The sequence below is a fragment of the Mesorhizobium sp. M7A.F.Ca.ET.027.02.1.1 genome (genome assembly GCF_004022985.1).
In the GTDB taxonomy this organism is placed as follows: Bacteria; Pseudomonadota; Alphaproteobacteria; order Rhizobiales; family Rhizobiaceae; genus Mesorhizobium.
The window spans coordinates 1-4,377 of the sequence record NZ_RZOL01000474.1 but is presented as its reverse complement, the minus strand read 5'-3'; the positions used below and the strand labels follow the sequence as shown (position 1 = coordinate 4,377).

Here is a 4,377-nt window from a genome sequence, read left to right as displayed (position 1 = left end):
GGCCATGCGATCGGCTCCTCGCCCGTCCGGCTCGATGGCGTGCCGAAGGCCACCGGGGCTGAGCAATTCGGCGGCGATTCCTCCCCCGCCGATGCGCTGGCCGTGCTGGTGGTCCGCTCGCCGCATTATCACGCCAGCTTCGCCTTCGGCGACCTCGACGGCTGGACGAAGGCGCATCCCGGCATAGCCGGTGTCTTCACAGCAGCCGACATTCCCGGAAAAAACTGTTTCGGCGCTATCGGCCCGTTCGCCGACCAGCCGGCGCTGGCCGAAGGGTTTGCGCGGCTCCGTGGCGAGGCGGTGGCGCTGGTTGCCGGCGAGCGCGAGGCGATACTCGATCTCGATTTGTCGGATTTTCCTGTCCGCTGGAGCGAACTGCCGCATTTTCTGCAACCTGCCGAGGCGCAGGCTGAGGGTGCTGCGCTGATCCATGAAAGTCGGCCGGCGAACCTGCTCACCTCCGGCCTGGTCGAGCGAGGCGACCCCGAGACGGCGCTTGCCGGCGCTGCGTTCACCGTGTCCGGCGCCATCGACACCTCCTATGTCGAGCACGCCTATATCGAACCGGAAGCCGGCTATGCCTATCTGGACGGCGACACGCTGGTCGTCGTCGCCTGCACCCAGGCGCCCTATATGGACCGCGACGAGACGGCGAAGGTGCTCGGCCTAGCCGTCGACAAGGTGCGCATCGTGCCGACCGCGACCGGCGGCGGTTTCGGGTCCAAGCTCGACGTTTCGCTGCAGCCGCTGATCGGCCTGGTGGCGATGAAGACGGGGCGGCCGGCGGCACTTGCCTACACCCGCACCGAATCGATGATTTCGACCACCAAGCGCCATCCGGCCGAGATGAGAGCGACCATCGGCGCCGATGCCGATGGCCTTGTCACCGGCATGATCTTCGAAGGTGACTTCAACACCGGCGCCTATGCAAGCTGGGGCCCTACCGTGGCCAACCGCGTGCCGGTGCACGCCTCCGGACCCTACGCGACGCCGAATTACCGCGCCGAAGGCCGCGCCATCCACACGCATGGGCCGATCTCCGGCGCCTTCCGCGGCTTCGGCGTGCCGCAAGCGACGATCATGCAGGAGACGCTGTATGACGAGCTAGCCGGCAAGCTCGGCATGGACCGGCTCGATTTTCGCTTGAAGAACTGCCTTCGTAACGGATCCGAAACGGTTACCGGGCAGCTTCTGGAGTCCGGCGTCGGCATTGCCGAATGCCTCGAATCGCTGCAGCCGCACTGGGTGCGCGCAACGGCCGATGCGGATGCGTTCAACCGTGCCAGCAGGGATAGAAAGCGCGGCGTTGGCGTCGCGTCCTGCTGGTATGGCTGCGGCAACACCTCGCTGCCCAACCCGTCGACCATCCGGGTCGGCATCGCGGCTGACGGCACGGTCATCCTGCACCAGGGCGCTGTCGATATCGGCCAGGGTTCGAACACGGTCATCGCCCAGATATGCGCCGACGCGCTCGGCCTGCCGCTTGAGAAATTCCAGTTGAAGAGCGCCGATACAGCCATCACCCCCGACGCCGGCAAGACCTCGGCCTCGCGCCAGACCTTCGTCACCGGCAAGGCGGCCGAAAAGGCTGGCCGCGCCTTGCGCGAAAAGATCCTGCGCTTCGCCAATGTTTCGGAAAAAGCCGCTCTGCAACTGGACGGTTCGGCGATCGTCATCCGCGAGGGAGAAGCCACCCGCCGCATCGATCTCACCACATTGGACGTGGATGCCGAAGGCTTCGTCTTTCGCGCCGAGGAGACCTACGACCCGCCGACGCTGCCCCTCGACGCCGAGGGCCAGGGCAAACCCTACGCCGTCTACGGCTATGGCGCGCAGATCGCCGAATTGGAGGTCGACCTCAAGCTCGGCACGGTGAAGCTGCTGAAAATCACCGCCGCGCATGATGTCGGCAAGGCGATCAACCCGCTGCTGGCCGAGGGCCAGATCGAAGGCGGCATTGCGCAAGGCATCGGCATGGCGCTGATGGAAGAGTATATCCCCGGCCGCACCGAGAATTTGCACGATTATCTCATCCCGACCATTGGCGACGTGCCACCGATCGAGACCATCCTGATAGAAGTTCCGGATCCGGAAGGACCCTTTGGCGCCAAGGGTTTGGGCGAGCACGTGCTGATCCCGACGGCGCCGGCGATCCTCAACGCCATCCGCCACGCCACCGGTGTGCTGGTCACCAAAGTTCCGGCGACGCCGACGCGTATCCGCGCTGGCATCCGCGAGAAAGATGGTATCCGCGAAAAGGAGGCACGCCGATGAGCGAGCTTGCCGAGCGCTTCGAAACCCATGATCCCGGCGAGAAGCTGGTGGCGGAGAAGATCCGCTGCGATGCCTGTCCGGTGATGTGCTATATCGCGGATGGGCGCACCGGCGCCTGCGACCGCTACGGAAATGTCGGCGGCAGGATCGTGCGGATGGATCCGCTGACCATCCTCGATCATGCGGCCGAGACCGGCGCGGCGATCGTGCCGTTCGTCGCCGTGGGCGAGGCCTGGGACGGCGAACTGGTCAACACCGGCCGCCGCTTCGTCACCGCAATAGGCGCCGGCACCACCTATCCCGACTACAAGCCGGCCCCCTTCATCGTCAGCCAGGAGGTCGAAGGCGTCGATCTCGTCACCGTCGTCACCGAGGGCATCTTCTCCTATTGCGGCGTCAAGGTGAAGATCGATACCGACCGTCACCTCGGTCCCGAGACGGCAATAGTCCGCGCAGCCGGCGAAGCGATCGGCCATGTCACGACGGGCGAGTATGGCTCGCAGATGCTGTCGCTGGGCGGTGTGCACCATCTGACCGGCGGCTCCAAGGCCGAGGGACGCGCCACCTGTGACGCGCTGCTCAATCTGTGCAACCGCAAGCCGGTGGAACTGGCCATCGACGGCGGCGCCACCATCATAGTCGAAGCCGGCAAAGCACCTGTCATCGACGGCAAGCAGGAACACCGAATGCGCGTCGGCTGCGGCTCGGCCACCATCGGCATGTTCGCCACGCAATGGCGCGGCCTTGTCGACGAGGTGGTGGTGGTCGACGACCACATCACCGGCGTCGTTTCCGAGCACCAGGCCGGCAAGGTGCTGGGCTGGCAGGATACAGGTATAAAAATAATCGGCCGCCGTTCGACGCCGGGCCGCTATTTCAAGGTCTCCGAACCCGGGCTTGGCTGGGGCGGCACCAGTATTTCAGACCCGCTGTCGATTCTCGGCGAATGGAACGCCAAGAAAGGCGCGCGGCCGGGGCTGTCGCTGCTGATGGTGTCGACCACCGGGGAACAGTTCGCCTATTACGAACTCGACGACGAGCTGAAACCGGTGCAAAAACCTTTCCCCGAACGGCTGCAGAAGTCGGTCGGGCTGATCGAGGACAATTGCGAGCCGGCTTTGTGCACAGTGCTGTTCATCGGCGGCGCCGGCGGCTCGCTGCGGGCCGGCGTCACCGAAAACCCGGTCAATCTCACCCGCTCGGTTCAGGGCCTGACCACCTATGTCACGGTCGGCGGCGCGCCGGTCTATGTCTGGCCGGGCGGCGGCATCACGCTGATGGTCGATGTCACCAGAGTGCCTGAGGGTGCCTTCGGCTATGTGCCGACGCCGGCGCTGGTGGCGCCTATCGAATTCACGCTGCGCCGCGACGACTATGTCAGGCTTGGCGGGTACGAGGCCGAGATCCGCAGCGTCGAGGATATTGTCGCAAAAGGCGGTGAGTACCTGAATCCGCGCCGCGGCACAGGCGCCGAAGCCACCAATCCATGGCCGCCACTCGCGCAGCTGCGCCGTGCCGGCTCGAACGAGGCCGGGTGATGCAAGGCCCGCAAGCCAACTGGCTGCAGGACGGCAAGCGGCTGCATCTCAACCACGGGCCGATCGACCTGATCGTCGAGGTTTTTGGTGCGACGGATGAATGCCGCCAAGCCTATGAACAGGCCATAGCGCGGTTCCAGACGATCCTGATGGAGCTGGTCGAGGAGCTCCCCGAATTGCGACTGCCGGCGTTTTTCCTGGCGCCGCGCACCTTCGCCGGCCCGACGGCGCGCCGCATGGAAGCAGCCGTCATGCCCCTGGCGGAATGCTTCATAACACCGATGGCCGCCGTCGCGGGATCGGTAGCCGACGAAATGCTCGCCGCATTGCTTGCCGGCCGCAAGCTCGATCGCGCCTATGTCAACAATGGCGGCGACTGCGCAATCCATATCGGCAGGGGACAGTCGATGGGATTGGCGGTCGCCGGCACCGGCAACGGCATGGCGGACCGGATCACGATCCGCGCGGAAGATGGCGTTCGTGGCGTTGCCACCAGCGGCTGGCGCGGCCGCTCCTTCTCGCTTGGCATTGCCGACGCCGTCACCGTGCTCGCGCGGACCGGCGC

The 4,377-nt window shown here is 65.6% G+C and carries 2 protein-coding genes and 1 pseudogene; all 3 read left to right on the top strand.

The annotated features are described in order from the left end of the window. The coding region (locus tag EN749_RS31540; protein ID WP_145991078.1) for a xanthine dehydrogenase family protein molybdopterin-binding subunit at positions 1 to 2,274 on the top strand (2,274 nt) is incomplete at its 5' end. Next, positions 2,271 to 3,812, top strand: a complete 1,542-nt coding sequence (locus EN749_RS31535) for a 6-hydroxynicotinate reductase (RefSeq protein WP_128364623.1) — start codon at positions 2,271 to 2,273, stop codon at positions 3,810 to 3,812. The genes EN749_RS31540 and EN749_RS31535, both read left to right, overlap by 4 nt. Further along, positions 3,812 to 4,377, top strand: a pseudogene (locus EN749_RS31530) (UPF0280 family protein); the annotation flags it as partial. The gene EN749_RS31535 and the pseudogene EN749_RS31530, both read left to right, overlap by 1 nt.